This window comes from Enterocloster bolteae, assembly GCF_002234575.2.
Classification (GTDB): Bacteria; Bacillota; Clostridia; order Lachnospirales; family Lachnospiraceae; genus Enterocloster; species Enterocloster bolteae.
The window spans coordinates 5,990,117-6,010,776 of sequence record NZ_CP022464.2; the positions used below are offsets into that span (position 1 = coordinate 5,990,117).

The 20,660-nt window shown below is 48.6% G+C and carries 20 protein-coding genes; 7 read left to right on the plus strand and 13 right to left on the minus strand.

Annotated features, from left to right (window positions below; translation table 11 throughout):
• Positions 1-55: 55 nt before the first annotated feature.
• The 10 genes from CGC65_RS27825 to CGC65_RS27870 form a co-directional block, all read right to left on the minus strand.
• Positions 56-2,473: a virulence-associated E family protein gene (locus CGC65_RS27825; protein ID WP_002566849.1), complete on the minus strand. Its 2,418-nt coding sequence runs from the start codon at positions 2,471-2,473 to the stop codon at positions 56-58.
• Between the two features lie 14 nt (positions 2,474-2,487).
• The gene (locus CGC65_RS27830) at positions 2,488-4,473 is read right to left on the minus strand and encodes a DNA polymerase (protein WP_002566850.1); all 1,986 of its coding nucleotides are present in this window, start codon (positions 4,471-4,473) and stop codon (positions 2,488-2,490) included.
• Between the two features lie 6 nt (positions 4,474-4,479).
• Complete coding sequence (locus CGC65_RS27835; RefSeq protein ID WP_002566851.1) at positions 4,480-5,049, minus strand: DUF2815 family protein; 570 nt, start codon at positions 5,047-5,049, stop codon at positions 4,480-4,482.
• A gap of 17 nt (positions 5,050-5,066) precedes the next feature.
• Positions 5,067-6,242, minus strand: coding sequence for a DUF2800 domain-containing protein (locus CGC65_RS27840; RefSeq protein WP_002566852.1), 1,176 nt, complete (start codon positions 6,240-6,242; stop codon positions 5,067-5,069).
• Positions 6,242-6,646 carry a hypothetical protein gene (locus CGC65_RS27845; protein WP_002566853.1) on the minus strand — a complete coding sequence of 135 codons (405 nt, stop codon included), beginning with the start codon at positions 6,644-6,646 and terminating at the stop codon, positions 6,242-6,244. The genes CGC65_RS27840 and CGC65_RS27845 overlap by 1 nt, the downstream gene beginning before the upstream one ends.
• Positions 6,643-6,861: a YdbC family protein gene (locus CGC65_RS27850; protein ID WP_002566854.1), complete on the minus strand. Its 219-nt coding sequence runs from the start codon at positions 6,859-6,861 to the stop codon at positions 6,643-6,645. The genes CGC65_RS27845 and CGC65_RS27850 overlap by 4 nt, the downstream gene beginning before the upstream one ends.
• 26 nt (positions 6,862-6,887) lie before the next feature.
• Positions 6,888-7,145, minus strand: coding sequence for a hypothetical protein (locus tag CGC65_RS27855; protein WP_235622204.1), 258 nt, complete (start codon positions 7,143-7,145; stop codon positions 6,888-6,890).
• Positions 7,146-7,160: 15 nt separating this feature from the next.
• Positions 7,161-7,427, minus strand: a complete 267-nt coding sequence (locus CGC65_RS27860; protein ID WP_002566856.1) for a hypothetical protein — start codon at positions 7,425-7,427, stop codon at positions 7,161-7,163.
• Positions 7,427-7,624 (minus strand): helix-turn-helix domain-containing protein, encoded by a 198-nt coding sequence (locus tag CGC65_RS27865; RefSeq protein WP_002566857.1) that lies wholly within the window; start codon positions 7,622-7,624, stop codon positions 7,427-7,429. The genes CGC65_RS27860 and CGC65_RS27865 overlap by 1 nt, the downstream gene beginning before the upstream one ends.
• A gap of 86 nt (positions 7,625-7,710) precedes the next feature.
• Positions 7,711-7,917, minus strand: a complete 207-nt coding sequence (locus CGC65_RS27870; protein WP_002566858.1) for a hypothetical protein — start codon at positions 7,915-7,917, stop codon at positions 7,711-7,713.
• Between the two features lie 181 nt (positions 7,918-8,098).
• Here CGC65_RS27870 and CGC65_RS27875 point away from each other — a divergent pair, with 181 nt between their 5' ends.
• The 4 genes from CGC65_RS27875 (at position 8,099) to CGC65_RS27890 (ending at position 11,492) form a co-directional block, all read left to right on the plus strand.
• Positions 8,099-8,434: a helix-turn-helix domain-containing protein gene (locus CGC65_RS27875; RefSeq protein ID WP_002566859.1), complete on the plus strand. Its 336-nt coding sequence runs from the start codon at positions 8,099-8,101 to the stop codon at positions 8,432-8,434.
• Positions 8,435-8,439: 5 nt separating this feature from the next.
• Positions 8,440-9,141 (plus strand): ImmA/IrrE family metallo-endopeptidase, encoded by a 702-nt coding sequence (locus tag CGC65_RS27880; protein ID WP_002566860.1) that lies wholly within the window; start codon positions 8,440-8,442, stop codon positions 9,139-9,141.
• A 21-nt stretch (positions 9,142-9,162) separates the two neighbouring features.
• Complete coding sequence (locus CGC65_RS27885) at positions 9,163-10,098, plus strand: structural protein (RefSeq protein ID WP_002566861.1); 936 nt, start codon at positions 9,163-9,165, stop codon at positions 10,096-10,098.
• A 188-nt stretch (positions 10,099-10,286) separates the two neighbouring features.
• Positions 10,287-11,492: a tyrosine-type recombinase/integrase gene (locus CGC65_RS27890; RefSeq protein WP_002566862.1), complete on the plus strand. Its 1,206-nt coding sequence runs from the start codon at positions 10,287-10,289 to the stop codon at positions 11,490-11,492.
• A gap of 74 nt (positions 11,493-11,566) precedes the next feature.
• Here the strand turns inward: CGC65_RS27890 and rlmD are convergent, their stop codons facing one another.
• The 3 genes from rlmD to CGC65_RS27905 form a co-directional block, all read right to left on the minus strand.
• The gene (gene rlmD, locus CGC65_RS27895) at positions 11,567-12,946 is read right to left on the minus strand and encodes a 23S rRNA (uracil(1939)-C(5))-methyltransferase RlmD (RefSeq protein WP_002566863.1); all 1,380 of its coding nucleotides are present in this window, start codon (positions 12,944-12,946) and stop codon (positions 11,567-11,569) included.
• A 316-nt stretch (positions 12,947-13,262) separates the two neighbouring features.
• Complete coding sequence (locus CGC65_RS27900) at positions 13,263-14,207, minus strand: 3'-5' exoribonuclease YhaM family protein (protein WP_002566864.1); 945 nt, start codon at positions 14,205-14,207, stop codon at positions 13,263-13,265.
• Positions 14,208-14,543: 336 nt separating this feature from the next.
• Positions 14,544-15,884 carry a S1C family serine protease gene (locus CGC65_RS27905; protein ID WP_002566865.1) on the minus strand — a complete coding sequence of 447 codons (1,341 nt, stop codon included), beginning with the start codon at positions 15,882-15,884 and terminating at the stop codon, positions 14,544-14,546.
• A gap of 189 nt (positions 15,885-16,073) precedes the next feature.
• Here CGC65_RS27905 and CGC65_RS27910 point away from each other — a divergent pair, with 189 nt between their 5' ends.
• From CGC65_RS27910 to CGC65_RS27920, 3 genes are read left to right on the plus strand one after another with little or no spacing between them, the layout of a single operon-like run.
• A complete protein-coding gene (locus tag CGC65_RS27910; protein ID WP_002566866.1) occupies positions 16,074-18,512 on the plus strand; it encodes an endonuclease MutS2 in 2,439 nt (812 codons plus the stop codon).
• A 27-nt stretch (positions 18,513-18,539) separates the two neighbouring features.
• Entirely contained in the window at positions 18,540-19,250 is a 711-nt protein-coding gene (locus tag CGC65_RS27915; RefSeq protein ID WP_002566867.1) for a response regulator transcription factor, read from the plus strand.
• Complete coding sequence (locus CGC65_RS27920) at positions 19,247-20,653, plus strand: HAMP domain-containing sensor histidine kinase (RefSeq protein ID WP_002566868.1); 1,407 nt, start codon at positions 19,247-19,249, stop codon at positions 20,651-20,653. Before CGC65_RS27915 ends, CGC65_RS27920 begins: the two co-directional genes overlap by 4 nt.
• The last annotated feature ends 7 nt before the right edge of the window (positions 20,654-20,660 follow it).

The window sequence follows — 20,660 nt, forward strand, 5'->3', positions numbered from 1 at the left end:
ATTTTTAGAGGTTGTCCCGTGGTTGTCCCGTGGGTTGTCCCGTAGGTTGTCCCATCTAAAAAACTCTTTTATACCCCCTTTGGCGACCATATTCTCCTCCGATATATTTCCGTTCATTACTGTTTTCCCAATTCGGTAACCTAGCTAAAATCTTTTTGATTGTATAGGTATCCTTCGGCTCCATATTCTTAAGACTGTTCCCGAAGCACTCGCACCATATCTCCTGACAACTTACGAAGTCCCTTCGCAGGACCGCCTCCGGTTCCGGGCACTCGGTCCCATATAGGAAGTCCCGGCGTTTATCCAGGTCCCGATTGTACCAATCTTCTGGTAACAACGTATCAAGATACATCCGTACCTTCTCCTCACGCGGATCCGTTATCATGGCTTCTTTCTGCTGTTTCACCGCTTCATCCGCAGCGCCGCCCGACAGTATCAGCTTCTCACCCTGCGCCACATGATACAGCACCTCCGCCCATATCTGGCTTACTTCCTCCTGTGTCATATCCCAGACACGCTTCGCGCCGATGCAGGGCACCCTCACGGGCCAAAACCTCCTGCCGCCTTCCACGTCATTCAGGTAACCTTCCTCTGAGTTGGTAGTTCCAATCAGAATGCACTGCCGCGGATGGGAACTCACACGCCGCCCATAGGAGGCCCTGTAACGGTCATCCTGCGTGGTTATGAATCCTCTTAAGGTTTTCACTCCTGCGCTTCCAATCCCGGCCATCTCGCCTATTTCTATAATCCAGTATCCCTGCAGCTTTTCTGCTGCTGTCTTATCCCTGGTATCGGCCAAGTTGAGGGAATCAGAGAACCACTGTCCTCCCAGACGGGATATCAGTGTGCTTTTTCCGATTCCCTGCGGCCCGCAGAGTACCAGCACCGTATCAAATTTACACCCGGGATATTTCACCCGGTGCACCGCCGCACACAGGGTCTTTCTGGTGACAGACCGCACGTACTCCGTATCATCCGCGCCAAGGTAATCAATCAGAAGCGTGTCCACACGCGGTATGCCATCCCACTCAGGAAGGCCGTCCAGATACTCTCTTACAGGGTGGTAACTCCGGTCATCGGCTGCCTTTGTGATTGCTGTCAGTATTTTTGCTTTTGGAAATTCCGTGTAAGTCATGCTTAAATATGCTTCCAATTGTGCGTCATCTGCATCCCGCCAGAAACGGGACTGGCTCTTCCAGGGCACAGGCCCCTTGATCTCTAAGTTATCCGCCATCTGATTGAACCGGATGCCTTTTAGGCCCTGGTCATATCTCATGATAAGCAGAAGGTTGTTTAAGCTGGGCTCCAGGCCTTTCTTATCCTTTGACAGCCTGCCTTTCCAGGAATCATCCTCTTCCGTATCGCATGTGTCAGCGAAGTCCTCCCTGGCCAGCTCCGCACGTTCCCTGGCGACTGTCAGGGTTGTCTCCTTATCCCTTTGCACCAGTTCCATCATTGCCTTGTAGGATGGCAGTTTCGTCGTAGGAGTCCCCGGCGCCGCATCTTCATCCTGTATTCCGTACTTATGGATACGAACCAGGTCAAACGCATTACAGAGCTTCCCACAGGCCGGGTCGGTTGAATGGTTACTATATGCAAACCTTCCGTCCTCGTATATAACAAGCCCAGAGGCTGTGGAGCCCTCAGCATAGGTATATCTTTCCGGCAGGTCACATTTGACGTATACCTCCGGCAGAAAGGCTGCAATGGCATCCTCCACGTCATAAGTTCGGCAGAATGCACCAATCAGTCCCGCCTTTTCCGTTGGGTCACCCTGCTTCTTAGCTTGTTTAACCCTGGATTCCTTTGCCCGGCTGCTCTCTGGCCAGTAACTGGTATCCGTCCAGTCAGGGTAACGTCTCAGGATGTTATCTGCAGACAACCATGGCAGGTCCTCATAATGGAACAAATATTCCCCATCTGCCGCCGCGGATGGCCAGTACATCAGCCGGGAAGGCTGGTATGTTGTATCATCGAAATAATCAATTCCTATCTCTTCAGCCAGTTTCCTGGCTATGGCCTCGTATTCATCCGCTGTGACCGGACGGTCCATTGGTATCACGAACCTCAGACGCGGTTTTTCCGGACTGTGCTTATGAGTAGTGTACATGGCATAGGCATAATAAGCTAAAAGTGCTATATCCTCCATGAGGCCCGCTGGGGCGTAATCTGCATCCAATGTAATCAACTGCCGACTATCTACCGTATCTGCCTTACGTCTCCCGCCTTTCAGAGCCCCTCCAACAAACCCACCCACGTCCTTGATACGGTCCTGTTCATCCTTTGGCATCTTCATGTACTCCGCCAGTGTCTCATGGGTCCTGACGGGTGTTTCCAGATGTTTCAATAGCTGGGACCAGGAATAGCTCTTATTCTTCCAGTTCTTTTCCATGCGGCTCCGCCCTGTTGCCAGGGTGATTGTCCCGTCGTGCTTAACTGCCATCCTGTAATCCGCAATGCTGGAGACTTGCATCCTGTATCCCTCCTTTAATCCTTCTTATAAAATGGGGTTTCATAACCATCCCCGCGCAAGGGCAGCTCCTGCGCCCATGGTACTGGCTGTGCCATGATGGCTGTTATCTTCTCCAGGGCATCTATGTCCGTTTCCGGCACATCCACGATAATTTCATCATGTACATGCATAACAATCTGATATCCTGCACCAGAAACACGTTCCATGGTCACTGCCAGGCAGTCTCTTGCCGTGGCCTGTACGATATTCTCCACAAGCTTTCCGCCCCAGGTCTTAAGGCGTCCCCATTTCTTTGTTTCCTGGTCCACACCTGCGTATGTTATGACGCTCTTTCCTTTCTCGTCATCCTCTATCCGGGTGTCATAATATGCCAGTTTCCTTCCGGATGGCAGTCCAATGAATAGTATCCTGTTAATATAGGAAAAACTCAGGCCGTGTTTCAGTTTTATGGTCCTCCGTTCTTCTATGGCTGCACGGGCGGCTGCCTCCGCATTCCGCCATAACTTGCATATGTTCGGGCTGGCCTTACGCCAGTTTGCTATAATCATGGGTATCTCGTCATCTGGAATGGTGCCCGCCTTATCCATGGCTTTCATGGCACCAAAGCCCCCGCCATACCCCAGGGCAAGCTCAGCCACCTTTCCCTGCTGCCTCAGCCGGCTTCCCTTCTTGATGTTCTCAATCGGCACATGGAACATCTGGGCAGCGGAGGCCTCGTATATCTTTCCGTGGGTCCTGAACACATTCAGGCGCCACTTCTCATCTGCCAGCCATGCAATCACCCTGGCCTCAATGGCAGAAAAGTCGCTGACCACGAACCGGTATCCTTCTGACGGGATAAAGGCAGTTCGTATAAGCTGTGAGAACACAAACGGTATCCCTTCAAACAGCAGTTCCAGGGTGTCAAAGTCCTCCTGCTTCACAAGGTCCCTTGCCAGGTCCAGATCAGGTATTTTGTTCTGAGGCAAGTTGTGTACCTGCACGATGCGCCCGGCCCAACGCCCGGTCCGATTGGCTCCATAGAACTGCAGGATTCCCCTCAGGTATCCATCTGGGCAGACTGCATGCCTCATGGCCTGGTATTTCTTAACAGATGTCTTTCCCAGTTCCTTCCGTATTTGCAGCATCCTCAGTCCTGGAAGGACATCATGTGTGGTTTTCAATTCCTTCAGCTGTGCCTCAATCACTGGTATGCTGTCCTTGGTGATACTGGGAACATCAAGCCCGTATGTCATAAAAAACCACATCTTCAATTGGGGCAAACTGTTCGGATTATTAAGTCCCGTGAGTTTCCTTGCCTCCTGCTTGAGTCGCTCCTGGTAAATCCCGTCATACTGGATTATCTTATCTGCCAGATCCATATCCAGACGTACACCATGGTCATTGATGTGCTGGTCCAGGTTCCACAATTCCTGCTCCTGCCTGGCGACTGGGTATATCTGCAGCTTTTCGCGGATGGTTGCCTCGGCGACTACATCCTGCCTGTTGTACTCAATAAACAACTGCCATTTATCCGGGGCGTGTTCCGGGAGGTTTCTGCTACGCATTCCATTGGTCTTGGTCGGCTTACAGGGCTTACAGAAGTACTGTATCAGGCTTTTACCTATCTTATCCTTCTGCTTATCCTCCGGAAGCCCCAGGGCTTCTCCCACCCCTCCCAGTGTCCCTGGAAGGCCCAGGGTAGCCGCATGTACTGCCGTGCACCGCCACTGCTCCGGGGGCATCGGCCTGCCCAGCCAGGAGGCAAGGCAGGTCCTTTCAAAGTTGGCATTATATGCCGTCTTGATTACATCCGGACTGTACAGGCCTTCCCAAAAGTCTGGGAAATCCCGTTCCGGGTCCGCCAACGGGTCCGTCAGGTCAATCACCTTCACGTCCTGCCCGTCATACCGGTATCCTATCAATAGTATCTCGAAGTCAGGGGCGGATGCATATGCATACACCCCTGCCTCCCTAATATCAATGCTGGAATAGGTTTCTATGTCCACATTCATTGTCATAAGTCATCATCCTAACAGGTCATCATCAAATCCGTCGTCGCTGTCCTCAAAGTCACTGATTGCGGAATCCACCGTGATGGTCCCTCCAAGCGGCTCATCGTCCCTTTTCTTCTTAAGGGCGTTCAAACCTACGGCGATACCCTTGTTACCATTGCTGTTGAAGGGAAAGAAATTGATAGAGGCCTGTCCCCAGCAGCCGCTGTACATCTCGGTCTGGTCAAGTATCTCATTGTTGTCCTGGTCCAGAAGGATGGGCTTACGGTTGCTGTTCGCATTCATGAAATACATCCCTGTGTATTCCGGGTAATCATCCGCACGTTCCTCGTCACCGTCACGCAGCGGGAGCTTAAGACCGGCGGTCTTACCCTTGAACTTGTTGGCGGCGCCTTCCTTCTTGGCCGCCTCAATGGCTTCCTTAATCTTACTCAATGTCTTTTTATCAGACTTGGGAATCAGCAGGCAGACGGAGTAACGCTTCTCCTGCCCTTCCTGGGCCGCCCATGGTTCAAATACATGTAAGTATGAAAATCTCACGGTTCCTGTGGTTACCTTAGTTACTTTTCTTTCTTCACTCATAATATTCAATCTCCTTTTTATTCGTCCATTTTATTGTCAAAGTCCTGCTTTGCTTCGGCTACTCTATTCAGTTCCGGTCGTTTGTCCGATTCCGGTGCGAGGGTCGGTTTCCCTTCCGGCTTAATGACCAGGCCGGACAGCAGCTCCTCGAATTTCTTCTTTCCAATCAGTTTTGTCATCTCCGTAATGCCTATAAGCTCCTGCGGCTTGTAAATTTCGTCCTCTTCCCAGCCCTCTGTTGTCAGACGCATAGCAATTGCATCCTGGTCGGTATACCTCCGGCGGCTGGTGCCTTCCACCAGCTTCCAGCCTTCATATTTCGTTCCCTTAAGGGCTTCTGCCAGGGCAAATCCTGTGACGTCCTTCACCCAGTGGTCAAGCTCGTCAGCCCTCCTGAGTACTTCTCCTATTTCCTCGTCAGTGAGGAGAGCCGGGTCAACGAAATCCAGCTTCGTCAGTTCCAGGTTATACTCTGCACGGACCCTGCAGGTGACTCTGGCCTTGCAGAACCGGCAGTGGTCTCCTACCTTGAACTCCCCTTCCCCGGCATAAGCCTGCGCCGCCTTCGGCCGTACCTCTCGTTCCGCCCAGTCTAACAGCTCCTCCGCTGTCAGCTCCTCCACGGAGATGTTTTCCAGGCGAGGCTGGATAATGGTCATCTGTATCCTGCGGATGTCATACAGCATGGAATGTTCCAGGTAAGCACCAAGGCCATATAGCCTGAGCTGCGGGTTGTCCTTTGCAGATACCCCCACACCCTTGCCATATTTCAGGTCAATGATGTTGACCATATCATCCGCTACAATTACAACATCCCCCGTCCCAAACCCATCCGGGACATACTCAGAGACATCCAGACGCTGCTCGAACAGTACCCGGGCATCCGGGCAGGCGGCTTTCACCTCATTGGCAATCTCCCAGACACGCTGGGTGTAGTCTTCTATGTAATCCTGCATCTCCCTGTTGTACATCGGGTCGGCCTTGATTTTATTAAACCGGGTAGAAAATGCCTTCTTGCTGATTTCACTATTGTTATAGCGAAGAATAGTCTCTGCCAGACTGTGGGCCAGGGTTCCTTCTGCAGCGTACTCGCTGCCGCTATCAGGGAACTGCTCTTCCAATCTTACGGAGGGAGGGCAGGACATCCACCGCTTAGCACTGCTTGCACTCAGCCTTGCATGTGTATCCGGCATTACAGCTCACCCGCCTTCTGCATAAGCTCTGTATACCTGTCCTCAGGGACTTCCGTCAGTTTCTTCACACCAAACCCGGCTATCAGTTCCTGTACCTTTGCACGCTTCCCTGCCTTCTGCAGCTCTGACAGCTTCTCCCGGACCTGTACCAGGGTATATCCTGGTCCCTCATCCTTCTGTTCTGTCGTTGGTTCCATGGGTTCATCGGCATCCTCATCCGCAGGCGTTTCTCTGTCTTCTGATATTTCATCCTGCATGCATGTTTGCTGTTTGGTTTCGGATGTCCTATATATATCTTCCCCCTTTATAAATTCCTGCACGGCTCCCTGGATGCTACCTCCGTTTAACTTACCCGCAAACTCCTGCATCTCCTCTAAACTTTCAAATACGGCTGTGATTGTCATATCTCAATTCCTCCTATACTTTCTTTTAGGTATTCCATCTCTTCTTTTGACAGTGTGATTCCTTTTGTCATCTCTGACCGGTCCTTATTCCATCCCCGGATGTCGTACTTGGCTTTCCGGTCTCCCCACTCAATCAGGTTCAGCTCCTTGTGCCATTTCCCGACCGCAGGAAGCACAGCCAGAGTCTGGATGATGTTGTATTTCAAATCTGGCATTGATTTTTCCTCCTTTCTCTCTTATACTAAGGTTGTAAATATTTTTTAGTTACCTGGACTTTGGACGGCTCCACCCGTCTGGGGTCCTTTTTTCTCCTTCGGAGCTCAAATAGATATTCCATCAGCTCCGCCACTTCCGTTGCTGTGTACAATGCATCCGGATCATATTTAGCGCACTCGCTTATATAGCCGGTGACTCTTGGGAATGCCGTTTCAAAGTCTTGGCACCCAGATTCCTTTATGCAATCCAACGCTGTCAGCTTCTTGACCATCTTTTTTCTCAATCATTTCACCTTCCTTCAAATCCTCACGCCCATGGCCGCCGCCATGACCACGATAGCTACCATCCACATCCCCAGCAGCCAGATAACCGCCGGTACAATCCACTTAGCTGCCCTCATGATTGGGCCATCTCGGCGCCTCCTGCACTGTCGGAAGGTCACCATACGCCTGTGCCCCATGATATTGGTCATCACCGCTGTTCCTGGACCAGTGATGTCTAAACGCCAGCCGGGATACTGGGCCGCTGCTCTGGCGCGGATGGCTAACTCAGTTACTTTTGTCATTATGTTTGTCCCTCCCCTTGGAATACTGGGTAATCTTCAATGAATTGCTCCAAATCGCTTCCTCGAATCTTTATCCTCCCCAGTTTTAATGCTCGCAGGCTCCCTTTCCTAATCAGGCTATACACGGTATCCGTGTTCGTCATAAGTACGGTTGCTGTTTCCTCCACCGTGTACAACGGTTTGTATGGTTCTACCATTTTCCACATCCTCCTTTCTTTTCCCATTGACACACGCATGTGATAGTGGTATAGTTGCTTTCATCGAACATGTGTTTGTTTACACACTATTTTTCTCTCTGAAACAGATAATCTAAATCGTACTTTGGAAATAGGACGTTCCTAATCATTACCGCATCCTCATGATAGAAGCCCTTTTTGGTTTCGCCGTTTACCGTATCACTTACGGTCTGATATCTGCATCCAAGCAGGCTACCTATTTGAGCAAAAGTGACACCTTCGTCCTTCATAGCCGTCAAAAAATTTCTGTACATTTTTTCACCTCCTGTTAATTCCGAATTCCGAATTGGATAACCCGATTATATTCTTTATTCAGTATTTTGTCAATGTCAAATATTCCTTTTGACGAATTTATTCGGTAAATCGAATATTTTATATTTACAAAATACGATTCCGGATATATAATGGAATTACTTAGAAAAAGAGGTTGCGACTATGGAAAAAGCTAAAATTTTAGAACGTTTAATCAAGGAACAAGGCTATAGCCTTAAATCATTTTCGGCAAAGTGTGCTATCCCATATACCACACTATATGGGATAATGAAAAATGGTGTTGGTAAAGCAACGGTTGATAATGTAATGGCTATATGTCATGGACTTGGCATCACCATGGATGATTTAGAGAAAATGGCTAATGACAAAAAAACAACAAAGCCAGAACCCACTTATGCGGATGTGGAACGCCTTGTGGCAAGAAATGGTAAGCAGATGTCTGTTGAACAGAAAATGCGTCTAATCAAACTACTGTCTGAAATAAATAATGAGGACTGATTTGATTGAATCACGATTTTATACTGAAAAAAGTACTAGAAACATATATCTTTTGTGATTTTAAGAAATTTCCATTTGACTGTATTTCAGCCATAAAAAAGTATGGATATCATGTCTATACATACAGCGAATTGAAAGAAAAGAATCCAGAAGTATATGAATTATGTGCTTCCTGTTCTGACGAGGCATACACTGAACCATTTAGCAGGACAGTTGCTTACAATGAGGAAAAGCCATTAGATAGGATTATCTTCTCACTGGCCCATGAGTTGGGGCATATAGTGCTTGAGCATCCGTACAAGGCAGACTATTATGAGAAAGAGGCCAATTGTTTTGCAAGCTACGTATTGGCTCCCAGTATGGTAATCCATTATTGCCATTGTGAAAGTGCTTGGGATGTGCATAGACATTTCGGATTGTCGGACGAAGCTGCTCATAATGCCTTTGCCGCTTACCGCAGATGGTATCGTAGAGCCACACATAAAATGTATCCGGTTGATTGGGAAATGTATAGCTACTTTTATAAATCCGAGTCTAAAAAGTTTATTTGTGCTGAGACCGAATGTTTCTACTGTGGACGAACTTTTTATAACCGACCTGGTGACTGTATCTGTCCTATATGCGATGCTAAGGCCAGCCAGGAACCATATCCATTTAATGATTTACTATCACTTGAAAACAGAGTACTAGGTGCCATGAATGCGTAATTATTACGAAATAAACACACTATGGAAATTATTACTGTATACTTTGAAAACGGTTTACTTGTAAAAATACTACCAGCGGAACATTGCAATCAATATGAAGCGCGATATTTGGTATCCGATGGATTGACTTTTGACTTAGAAAGCACATTGGATATAAGCAATATCCCTATTCCTAATTATAAAAAGTTATGTGGATTTCCAAATATTTCTCATTCTTTAGATTATGTTCTAAAACGGAAAGCTGGTAATTTGAGTAAGAATGGTCTATTTGACCATTCTATAGTCTGCTTACGAAAAGCAAACCAAATTATGAGCCAATCACCTATCCATTGGAAAAAGAAAGATTACATGGATATTGTTTTAGAACTTGCACGTGTCGGCAGATATGAAGAAGCTAAGAAAGAGAAAGCCTTTATAGAAGATAACTATTTTGTCGGATATGATTTTTCTTCAATGCATGAAACTGTACTACAAAAAACTTTAGGTTCAATTCATCAGCAAGCAACAGACTTAGTTGAGGCAGATGATGCACCTAACTGTGATGAAATATGCGCTAAGTATCGAAAGCGCATATATAGTATATCTGGTAAGGATAAACGATTTCCTGCCATGACAAATGAAGTATACAATTCTGGATTAATATTTTTCCCATTCATAGAAGGAATCAGTCGGCCAAAATATTGTAGTCTTGATAATATAATTGAATATAATAATCGTCCTTTTATTGATGATAGAACTGACGAAGAAAAGGAGAATTATAAGCAGTTCTCAAAACAAAGGATACTTGAAGAACGTTATGCTACTGACTATCTTGAATACTGCCAAATATGTGATTTCATATCTCTATTGCAACCAAAAAGTTTTAAGTCATATCAAGAAATGAAATATAATAATACAGAAAACTTTCAAGAACTCATGCAAATAGCAGAAGAAGCTGGAATTGATATCGAGCTTTGAATACAAAAAGCCCCAGGAGTTGCAACTCCCAGAGCTTTTCACATAGATTTCTCTTACCAGGCTACCCCAGAAAGATAATCCAACACAGACAATTGGATTATATCATTCCTGGAGCGTCCTGACAAGGGGCGTATTTTTTATACCCAAATTTTGTTGCGATATCGCAACAGCACAAGGAGGAATGATATATGGGACAGCTAAGAACAAGGAAACGCGGCTCAACATGGGAATGGTCCTTTGAGGGAGCCAAAATCAATGGAAAACGCAACCCTATCAGCCATGGTGGATACCGCACCAAGGCCGAGGCCATCACTGCCGGCACCCAAGCTAAGGCTGAATATGACTCTGCTGGCCGCAGGTTTACCCCTTCGGACATCAGCGTATCTGATTATCTGGATTATTGGTATGATAATTATGTCAAAACCAATCTCAGTTACAATACACAAAAGGATTATGAAAAGAAAATCCGCGTACATCTAAAACCGGCATTCGGAAAATACCGGCTGGCATCATTGGAGACAGATGTTATCCAAAAATGGATTGACGGAATGAAGCGTCAAGGCTATTCCAGGAGTATGGTTAAAAATACCTTATCCTGTCTATCCGGTGCCCTGGGATACGCAGTATACCCCTGTAAATACATCAAGTACAACCCCTGCGATTATGCCAGAATACCGAAGATAGTTATGTCTGATGAGGCCAAGGCACACACAGAATATATCTGTGTCAAAGAGGACTTTGCGGCCATCATTGAGCGTTTTGGACCGGATAGTAATTTTTACGTACCGCTCATGACCGGATACCATTGTGGCACGCGCCTGGGAGAGGCTTACGGCATTGACTTGCTGCATGACGTAGATTTCGAGCGCCACACCATAACCATCCAGCACCAACTTACCAACGAAGGCGGAAAGTGGTATTACCGGCCACCAAAATATGACTCTGTCCGGACTATAAAAATACTCCCGGAATATGAAAAAATCCTGAAAACAGAAATCCATAATCGCAAAAAAAACATGCTCCGGTACGGCCAGTATTTTACAAAGACGTATCAAATGGACGATGGCTTAATCTTTCAGGCTCCTTCCAACGTCAAAATTGTTGGCAAGGAAATAATGCCAATAAGCGCCAAAGAAAACGGCGAGCTGTTGACGCCATACTCTTTCAAGTACTGTGCCAAGGTCATCCATGAAGAATTGGGAAATCCTCTGTTCCACAGCCATTGTCTACGTCATACTCACGGCACATTGTTGGCGGAGAATGGCGCCCAGCCCAAGACCGTCATGGAGCGTCTGGGCCACAAGGACATCAAGACCACCATGGACCGTTATGTGTTTAACACAGAGAAAATGCAGAACGATGCCATTGTAATCCTGGCAGATGCTATATCATAGCAACCTTGCCTACCACTCAAAAAAGCGTAGGCAAATGGTAGGCAGGGCAACCAAAACAAGAGCAAATAGGCCTATTAACCATTGGTTTTACGTGATAGTTCCACGACGGTTTCGACGTGCACCGTCCCCGGAAACATATCACAACACTTCCCTCTCTCCACCACATACCCCCCATCTGCCAAGTACCTCAAATCCCTGGCCAGCGTAGCTGAGTCACAGCTGACATAAACCACCCGTTCCGGCCTCATTTTGAGTATAGTATCCAGACAAACCGCATCACACCCTTTTCTAGGCGGGTCTACCACAATCACATCCGCATGGACATGCTTCTTTTCAAACTGCTCCGGCAGTACTTCCTCGGCCTTTCCCACAAAAAACTCTGCATTATGAATGCCGTTTATTTCTGCATTCCTCCTGGCATCCTTTATGGCCTGGGACACAATCTCCACACCATACACTTTCTGAGCCTTCTGAGCCAGGAATAATGAAATAGTGCCGATTCCGCAATACAAATCCCAAACAATCTCATTTCCCGTAAGTCCGGCATACTCCAGCGCTGTCCCATAAAGCCGTTCTGTCTGTACAGGATTTACCTGGTAGAATGAAAGCGGCGATATCTGATATTTCACATTTCCTATGTAATCTGTAATATATCCAGGTCCATAAAGGTTCACAATCTCCTTCCCCATTATTACATTCGTTTTTTCCTGATTCACGCTATAGGAAATACTGGTCATGCCTTTAACCCCATCCCCACCGGTCAGCATCTCCACCAGCCGCTCTTTACTGGGAAGCTTGTTTCCATTTATCACCAGACAAACCATAATTTCGCCTGTCTTAAATCCCTTCCGAATCAGGACATGCCTCACCAATCCCTTATGTGAGAGCTCATCATAGGGCTCTATCTTCATTTCCTTCATGAACCGCTTTACAATATCCAGAATCTCCCTATTCTCCTCAACTCCCAACAGGCAGTCCTCTGCTTCAACAATGGCATGTGTCCGCCCTGCATAGAATCCGGCAATTACATTTCCGTCCTTATCTTTTCCAAAAGGGAACTGGGCCTTGTTCCTGTATCTCCAGGGCTCCTCCATCCCCATAATAGGAAGCATATGAATCTCATCCTCAGCAAATTTGCCTATACGAATCAGATTATTCATCACCTTCCGCTCTTTAAATTTCAGCTGTTCTTCATAACTCATGGCCTGAAGCTGACAGCCTCCGCATTGCCTTGCTACCGGGCATGACGGAATGACACGAGAGGCTGACGGTTCCAGAACTTCCATGAGCCTGGCAAATCCATAAGATTTCTTCATCTTCATGGCCTTTGCCCGCACCACGTCGCCAATCACAGCATCCTTGACAAACCAGATATAGCCATCCACTTTTCCCACACCTGCTCCGTCATCATTCATATCCTCTATTGTAACAATAAATTCCTGATTCTTTTCCATACCATTTCACCTGTCCTGTATTCAAACTGTTATTATGCTCTATTATTGCTCTCGATTTCTTCAACCCATTATTTTATCTCATCGTCCCGCTATCCCATCCCACCATCCCGCTATCCCATCCCACCATCCCACTATCCCATCCCATCATCCCGCTATCTCATCCCACCATCCCGCTATCCCATCCCCGCCCCCATTATCACAAAAGGCCGAAAACACACTGGTCAAGGACACATCCTGCAATCCCGTACCCAAACTAAATGTTTTCAGCCTTATATATTCGGTCCTGTTATTTCTCTATATTATCCAACCTTAACGCCTATTCCGTTGTCTTTCTGATATTAGACTCCAGCAGCCTGTTGTATCCCAGCCATCCTTTATTCTCCCCGCCGGACTGCAGCGCCTCTATCATGGTCTCCATCTTGGCATCCGTATTATCGGCAAAGTTGAGGGCCAATGCCTCCAAAAGCGCCGGCTTCTTGGGGGAGCCGTACTCTAATTCCCCGTGATGGGCCAGAATACAGTGTTTAAGCTCTGTAGCCAGCTTCTCCGGGAATCCCGGTATAGAGCGGATGCTTTCACCCACCATCTCAGTACCGATGATAATGTGGCCCAGAAGCTGTCCATCGTCGGTATAATCATTCTCCGGGAAGCGTGAAAGTTCCCTGGTCTTACCAACATCGTGGAAGATAGCTGCTGTCAGCAGCAAATCACGGTTAATCATCGGATAATATCCGGCATAGTAATCACACAGCTTTGTCACACTGAGCGTGTGTTCCAGCAGGCCGCCAACGAATCCGTGATGCACGGTTTTAGCCGCGGAATGGAACTGGAACGCCTTTGCAAATGCCGCGTTCTCCACAAAATAGCCGCTCAGCAGCTTCTGAAGATAGGGATTCTTCACACTTCTTATGTATCCCAGCAGCTCCTCGTACATTTTCTTTATATCCTTCTTTGACACCGGCAGGTAATCTGCCTCCACATACTCTCCCTCCTGCGCCCTGCGTATCCGGCGTACATTCAGCTGAAAGGAGCTCTGGAACAGGGTCACATCCGCCTCCACATGAACGTAATCCATGGTCTCAAATTCCCCGACTCCGGGAGAACCCAAATCCCATATTTTGGCGTCAATGGTACCTGTCTTGTCCTGCATTACCAGATTGCCGTATTCCTTGCCATTCTTCGTGAGGGCAATCTGCTTGTTCTTACACAGGTATACATCTGCAATGTGCATACCTTCCCTGAAGGTGTCGATATATCTCATGTTCAATTTTCCTCTTCTTTCTATTTTATAAACCTATTTTATAAATCCACTTTTAAAACCCACTTGAAAAACCCACTTTTAAAACCCAATGATTACCCTGTCTATACGCCTGGCAATTCATACCGCCATTCATACCGCCATCAGTTCCATTCATTCCACTCCCTGACAGCAACGCAGCCAGGCGGTTAACACTGCCTGGCCCCTTTGCCTGACTTCTTACATTACCTGGCGCAAACTGCCACCTGTCCACTGCCGCCTTTTCACTGCCGCCGCCGGGTATCAAACTCTCCGGCTGTCATCTCTGCCCGGCTCCAATTCCTTTCAAAAGCCCAGCCGCTACCTGGCGCCAACCGTCACCGAAAACTCAATTTCCGTATATTCATCCTTGCCGTTTCTCAGGACCGCCACCTTAATCTTATCTCCTGCGTGCAGGCTTTCCACCTGGTTCTGGAAATCCTTCAGGCTTCCCACCTTCTCGCCGTTCATCCATGTGATGATATCCCCTGGCTGTATGCCTGCGTTGTATGCAGGGCCGTCTGTCACTGCCGATATCACATAAATACCGGAAGGCATTCCGCTGTCCGCCATGGCCTGGCTCACTTCCTGGCCCTTGATGCCGAAATACGGGGCCGGGATACCGTTGCTCATCATTTCCAGTATACCTTTATAGTCAGATATGGCCACCACTGTGGTCATCCTGCACACTCCATCCTCGTCGTATTTGTCCGTGACCCACCCGATGAGCTCACCCGAAGTATTCAGGAGAAATGTTCCCGCCTCCGCGTCTCCGCTGGCGCTGGTATAGAACACCCTGGAGCTGCCGTCCACCGTATGGACATTGCGCACCACATAGGATATATTTCCATAATCGCTGGAATGGACAATACCCGCCGGCGCGCCGATAGCCACCACCATGTCGCCCTGCTTTACCCCGTAAGAGTTGCCCAGCTTGATGGCCTCCACCTTCTTAAACTGCTCGCTGTCCATCTGGCCCGCGTCCACGCTTACCACAGACAGTCCCATAATGGTATCGCTCTGCTTCACGATTCCGGCCATCATGGTTCCGTCCGGAAACGCTACCTCAATGGAATCAGCTGCCTCCACAGCCTTGTCCGGCGTGAGAATCAGTATCTCAGTGCGGGTCCTGGCTATGACCACTCCGGAGAACTGTCCTGATGTCTCGATGGGATTGTCAAACCAGTCCTTCTCATGCTGAATGGAATGGACCACCACCAGACTGTCATCCGCGTCACTGGCAATGGTGCGAAGATTACTGTACAGTTTATTCAAATCATCAATGGAATAACGGTACTTCTCCATCTCAGAGCGTACCATCTCATCCACTGCCTCGGTCATGGCCGGTTCTGTGGGCTCAGTCTCTGCCGCCGCAGGAGCCGTGGTTTCCGGCTCATCCTTTGGTATGGTAATCTGGCTGCTCTCCTCAGGAGTCTCCTGACCTAAAATCCTTTCAGCCACAGGTCTGCTCACAACAAAACAAATGGCCGACAACACGCCAAACAGAACGGCACAAAAAATGGTCAACAGGATTTTCCGGGCAATCTGCCGTCTGGTCATTGGCTGCCGGACAATCTTCTCATTAATAAAGCGATGGGACTTGTCCGGAGTCTGGTCCTGCCGGTCTAAATCTCTATGCTGGTCAGCACGTTTATCCGCCATAGTACTCCTCCTTGCGAAGACTCTTACCCTCTATTATACGTTTCTTCCCAGTATTATGCAAGATTTTATATATGAAAAGATAGTAAAAAAGATAGTAAATATCGTTTTTTATGGTATAATTTAAATGTCGGCTTTTGGGAAAAAGTCCTTTTAAATCCAGCATTTTTACGGAAATCACAGGTGAAATCAATGAATCAGAAAGCGTTAAAAACTTTAGAATATGATAAAATCATAAACCAGCTCACAGAATATGCGGCTTCTCCTCTCGGAAAGGCCCTCTGCCAGAACCTCTCTCCTTCCTCTGATTTGGAAGAAGTGCGCACCTGGCAGGCACAGACTACGGATGCAGTGACACGGATCCGTCTCAAAGGTTCCGTGTCATTTTCAGGTATCAGGGATATCGGAGATTCCCTGAAACGCCTGGATATCGGCAGTTCCTTAAGCATACCCGAACTGCTCTCCATAAGCTCCCTCCTGACCGTGGCAGCCAGAGCCAAGGCCTACGGACGCCATGACGGGGAAGATGACGCAAGGGGAACCGGCGAACCCCAGGATGACTTCGACTCCCTGGAACCCCTGTTTGCGGGACTGGAGCCGCTGACCCCTCTGAACAATGAAATCAAACGCTGCATCCTCTCTGAGGACGAGGTTGCGGATGATGCCAGTCCGGGATTATCCCATGTGCGCCGTTCCATGAAGGTGACAGCTGACCGCATCCACACCCAGTTAAACTCCATCCTCAACTCCAACCGCTCCTATCTTCAGGACGCAGTTATCACCATGAGGGACGGACGTTACTGCCTTCCGGTAAAGTCAGAATACAAAAACCAGGTATCTGGAATGGTCCACGACCAGTCAGCCACTGGTTCCACCCTTTTCATTGAGCCCATGGCCATTATCCGGCTGAACAATGAGATGCGGGAACTGGAGATACAGGAGCAAAAGGAAATCGAAGCGGTTTTAGCCTCCCTGAGCAATCAGGCAGCGCCCTGTACAGAGGAGCTTCGCATGGACATGGAGCTTTTGGCGCAGCTGGACTTTATTTTTGCCAAGGCAGGCCTGGCCCGCCATTACAAGTGCAGCGCCCCTGTGTTCAATGACAAAGGCTATATCCATATCAAGGACGGACGCCATCCCCTTTTGAATCCCCAGGCCGTTGTACCTATCAACGTATGGCTGGGCAGGGAGTTTGACCTGCTAATCGTCACCGGCCCAAATACAGGCGGCAAGACTGTTTCCTTAAAAACAGTGGGCCTGTTTACCCTTATGGGGCAGTCCGGGCTTCACATCCCTGCGTGGGAGGGATCGGAGCTGGCTATATTTGACCAGGTATTCGCGGACATCGGGGATGAACAGAGCATTGAACAGAGCTTAAGTACCTTTTCCGCCCATATGACTAATATTGTGCGCATTTTAAATGAAGCCGATTCCCGGTCCCTCTGTCTTTTTGACGAGCTGGGCGCGGGTACGGATCCTACAGAGGGAGCGGCCCTGGCCATTGCCATCCTCTCCTTCCTGCACAACATGAAGTGCCGCACCATGGCCACCACCCATTACAGCGAACTGAAGGTATTTGCCCTCAGCACGCCCGGAGTGGAAAATGCATGCTGCGAATTCAATGTGGAAACCCTGCAGCCCACTTACCGGTTACTCATCGGTATTCCCGGCAAGAGCAATGCCTTTGCCATTTCCCAGAAGCTGGGGCTGCCCGGATATATCATTGACGACGCAAAATCCCATCTGGAGGCCAAGGATGAGTCCTTTGAGGATCTGTTAACCAGCCTGGAATCCAGCAGGCTGACCATTGAGAAGGAACAGGCTGAAATCAACGCCTATAAGGATGAAATTGCCTCCTTAAAAAACCGTTTGACCCAGAAGGAAGAGCGCCTGGACGAGCGCAAGGACAAGATTCTTAAAAATGCCACCGAGGAAGCCCAGCGCATCCTGCGGGAGGCCAAAGAAACCGCGGACCAGACCATCAAGCAGATTAACAAGCTGGCTGCCAGCTCAGGCGTGGGCAAGGAACTGGAAGCAGAACGCGCCAGGCTCAGGGACCAGTTAAAGAAAACAGATGAAAAGCTGACCGTGAAACCAAAGGGACCCAGCCAGCCCATCTCGCCCAAGAAACTGAAAATAGGGGACGGTGTCAAAGTGCTGTCCATGAACCTGAAAGGCACCGTAAGCACCCTGCCCAATGCCAGAGGCGATTTATATGTCCAGATGGGCATTCTCCGTTCCCTGGTGAATATCCGGGATTTAGAGCTTCTTAATGAAAAGGACATAAGCGCCACACTGGGAGACGGAAGTTCCATAAGCTATGGCGGAAAGGCCGCCAGAGGTAAGGGAAGCGGCAGCAGCCAGATTAAGATGTCCAAATCCTCCACTGTGTCCGCTGAGGTCAACCTCATAGGCATGACTGTGGACGAGGCAGTGCCTGCCATGGAAAAATATCTGGACGACGCCTATCTGGCCCATCTCCAGACAGTGCGCGTGGTCCATGGCCGTGGAACCGGAGCCCTTAAGAACGCGGTGCACAAGCGCCTGCGCCAGCTCAAATATGTAAAGGAATTCCGCCTGGGCCAGTTTGGAGAAGGCGATTCAGGCGTAACCGTTGTGACATTTAAGTAGAAATCAGCAGCAAGGAGGAACTATAGCATGGCAGAGAAGCAGAGGATTCTGATTGTGGATGATGATGCAAATATTGCAGAATTAATCTCCCTCTACCTGATGAAAGAGTGTTATGAGACAATGATTGTGGGGGACGGCGAGGAAGCCCTTAAGGTATTTCCGGAATTCAAGCCCAACCTGGTACTGCTGGACCTGATGCTCCCCGGTATAGACGGTTATCAGGTCTGCAGGGAGCTGCGCGCTTCCTCCCAGGTACCGGTCATCATGCTGTCCGCAAAGGGAGAGATTTTCGACAAGGTACTGGGGCTGGAGCTGGGGGCAGATGATTATATGATTAAACCCTTTGACTCCAAGGAACTGGTGGCCCGCGTCAAGGCAGTGCTGCGCCGTTACCAGGCAGCACCGGCCCCGGCTCCATCGTCCACTGAACAGCAGGGCGAGTACGTGGAGTACCCGGACCTGATTGTGAACCTTACCAATTATTCCGTAATCTATATGGGCCACTCCGTGGAAATGCCGCCAAAGGAGCTGGAGCTTCTGTATTTTCTGGCGGCTTCCCCCAACCAGGTATTTACCAGGGAACAGCTTCTGGACCATATCTGGGGTTATGAATACATCGGGGATACCCGCACCGTGGATGTACATATCAAACGTCTGCGGGAAAAGATAAAGGATCACAACAGCTGGGCCATCACCACGGTCTGGGGAATCGGCTATAAATTCGAGGTGAAACGATGACCCGTTCTCTTTATTCCAAATTTATACTGGGATATCTGATTTTCGGTCTGCTGGGTTTTATCGCCATTGCCACATTTTCATCAAAAATGACCCGTGACTATCTGGTCCAGAGCAAGGCGGACGCGCTGTATGACGAGGCAAATATCATCGCCTCGTCATGCAGCACCATGTATCAGGGGAAACGGCTGGATTCCGAGGAGGTTTCCACCCAAATACGGGCGCTGTCCCACTATCTGAGAGCTGAGATATGGGTGGTCAACCGACAGGGCACCGTGGTTATGGACAGCCTGGGCGGTTCCAGGGTCCAGTCCTCCATAAACGGCTTTGACCCGGCATCCATCGGAAACCGGTCCTATACCATAGGGGATTACTATGGGATGTTCAGCGGGAACGTACTCAGCGTGTCGGCACCCATCACAGGGAATTACAACACCTACGGTTATGTGCTGATTCACCTTCCCATCAGCGAAATCAACCAGTCCCAGAACGGCATCCTGAGCATCCTTTACATCACATCCGCTGTCCTGTTCGGCCTGTCCCTTATTATTCTTCTGGTATTTACCCAGACCGTGTACCTGCCCCTTCGCAAGATTACAGTGGGTGCCAATGAATATGCGGCCGGAAATCTGGATTACCGGATTGATGTCAAGACCCACGACGAGATGGGTTACCTCTCCGACACCCTGAATTACATGTCCGATGAGCTGAATAAGATGGAGGAATACCAGAAGAATTTCATTGCCAATGTATCCCATGACTTCCGCTCTCCCCTGACTTCCATCAAGGGATATCTGGAAGCCATTCTGGACGGCACCATACCGGCTGAAATGTATGAAAAGTACCTGTCCAGAGTCATATCCGAGACAGAACGCCTTCACAAGCTGACAGAGAGCATGCTTACCCTTAACTCCCTGGATGCCAGGGGCTACCTCTCCAGGACCAATTTTGATATCAACCGTGTCATAAAGGATACGGCAGCCTCCTTTGAAGGCACCTGCGAGTCCAAAAATGTAAGCTTTGATCTTACCTTCTCAGACGACATCCAGATGGTCTTTGCCGACCTTGGAAAAATACAGCAGGTCATGTACAACCTTATTGACAATGCCATCAAGTTCAGCCATCACGATTCCACCATCTACATCCAGGCATCGGGGCGGTATGAAAAAATATTTGTGTCGGTCAAGGATACAGGTATCGGCATACCCAAGGACAGTTTAAAGAAAATCTGGGAACGTTTTTACAAGACGGACCTGTCCCGCGGCAAGGATAAGAAGGGCACCGGACTGGGCCTGTCCATTGTAAAGGAAATCATACAGGCACACGGCGAGAACATTGACGTGGTCAGCACGGAAGGCGTGGGAACAGAGTTTATTTTTTCACTGCCCCGTTCCACTAACCTTTAGGAAATGT

Coding starts and splice junctions, on each gene's coding strand:
- CGC65_RS27905 (WP_002566865.1), bottom strand. CDS start 15,884: ATGGCGGATAAACGTGCTGACCAGCATAGAGATTTAGACCGGCAGGAC.
- CGC65_RS27825 (WP_002566849.1), bottom strand. CDS start 2,473: ATGCAAGTCTCCAGCATTGCGGATTACAGGATGGCAGTTAAGCACGAC.
- CGC65_RS27865 (WP_002566857.1), bottom strand. CDS start 7,624: ATGGTAGAACCATACAAACCGTTGTACACGGTGGAGGAAACAGCAACC.
- CGC65_RS27840 (WP_002566852.1), bottom strand. CDS start 6,242: ATGCCGGATACACATGCAAGGCTGAGTGCAAGCAGTGCTAAGCGGTGG.
- CGC65_RS27915 (WP_002566867.1), top strand. CDS start 18,540: ATGGCAGAGAAGCAGAGGATTCTGATTGTGGATGATGATGCAAATATT.
- CGC65_RS27890 (WP_002566862.1), top strand. CDS start 10,287: ATGGGACAGCTAAGAACAAGGAAACGCGGCTCAACATGGGAATGGTCC.
- CGC65_RS27870 (WP_002566858.1), bottom strand. CDS start 7,917: ATGTACAGAAATTTTTTGACGGCTATGAAGGACGAAGGTGTCACTTTT.
- CGC65_RS27875 (WP_002566859.1), top strand. CDS start 8,099: ATGGAAAAAGCTAAAATTTTAGAACGTTTAATCAAGGAACAAGGCTAT.
- CGC65_RS27885 (WP_002566861.1), top strand. CDS start 9,163: ATGGAAATTATTACTGTATACTTTGAAAACGGTTTACTTGTAAAAATA.
- CGC65_RS27910 (WP_002566866.1), top strand. CDS start 16,074: ATGAATCAGAAAGCGTTAAAAACTTTAGAATATGATAAAATCATAAAC.
- CGC65_RS27920 (WP_002566868.1), top strand. CDS start 19,247: ATGACCCGTTCTCTTTATTCCAAATTTATACTGGGATATCTGATTTTC.
- CGC65_RS27860 (WP_002566856.1), bottom strand. CDS start 7,427: ATGACAAAAGTAACTGAGTTAGCCATCCGCGCCAGAGCAGCGGCCCAG.
- CGC65_RS27845 (WP_002566853.1), bottom strand. CDS start 6,646: ATGACAATCACAGCCGTATTTGAAAGTTTAGAGGAGATGCAGGAGTTT.
- CGC65_RS27900 (WP_002566864.1), bottom strand. CDS start 14,207: ATGAGATATATCGACACCTTCAGGGAAGGTATGCACATTGCAGATGTA.
- CGC65_RS27850 (WP_002566854.1), bottom strand. CDS start 6,861: ATGCCAGATTTGAAATACAACATCATCCAGACTCTGGCTGTGCTTCCT.
- CGC65_RS27830 (WP_002566850.1), bottom strand. CDS start 4,473: ATGACAATGAATGTGGACATAGAAACCTATTCCAGCATTGATATTAGG.
- CGC65_RS27835 (WP_002566851.1), bottom strand. CDS start 5,049: ATGAGTGAAGAAAGAAAAGTAACTAAGGTAACCACAGGAACCGTGAGA.
- rlmD (WP_002566863.1), bottom strand. CDS start 12,946: ATGGAAAAGAATCAGGAATTTATTGTTACAATAGAGGATATGAATGAT.